1 protein-coding gene is annotated in these 455 nt (G+C 73.6%); it reads right to left on the bottom strand.

Going from position 1 to position 455, the window contains the following annotated elements:
• A partial coding sequence (locus GVL61_RS24475) for a ZIP family metal transporter (RefSeq protein WP_159983874.1) occupies window positions 1-455 on the bottom strand: 455 nt, incomplete at both ends.

Below are 455 nucleotides of genomic sequence, written 5' to 3'. Positions count from 1 at the left end.
GGCTCCACCAGGCCGGAGGCCATGCCGAGCAGCACCGCCAGCCAGCGCCTGTAGCCCGCGGCCAGCAGCGCCACCGCCACCACCAGCCCCTCCGGGACGTCCTGGATCGCGATGCCGGCCGTGAGCGTGCCGGCCTGCACCGGGCTGGTCCCGCCGTAGGCCACGCCGATCGCCAGCCCCTCCGGCAGGTTGTGCAGCGCGATCGCGAACACGAACAGCCAGGTGCGCCGCAGCGTGCGCGGCGACGGGCCGCCCTCCACGCCCTTGATGAAATGCTCGTGCGGGAGCAGCCGCTCCATCGCCAGCAGCGCGAGCCCGCCCAAAAGGATGGAGCCGCCGATGATGCCGCCCGCGCCCCACGCATCCGCGCCGTTGTCCTTCGCCGCGGCCAGCCCGGGGATGATCAGCGAGAACGAACACGCGGCGAGCATCACGCCGGCCCCGAAGCCGAAGAG

Source organism: Novosphingobium sp. 18050 (genome assembly GCF_902706195.1).
Lineage (GTDB): Bacteria > Pseudomonadota > Alphaproteobacteria > Sphingomonadales > Sphingomonadaceae > Novosphingobium.
The sequence above is the reverse complement of the archived record's forward strand: the minus strand, read 5'-3'. Positions and strand labels throughout refer to the sequence as shown.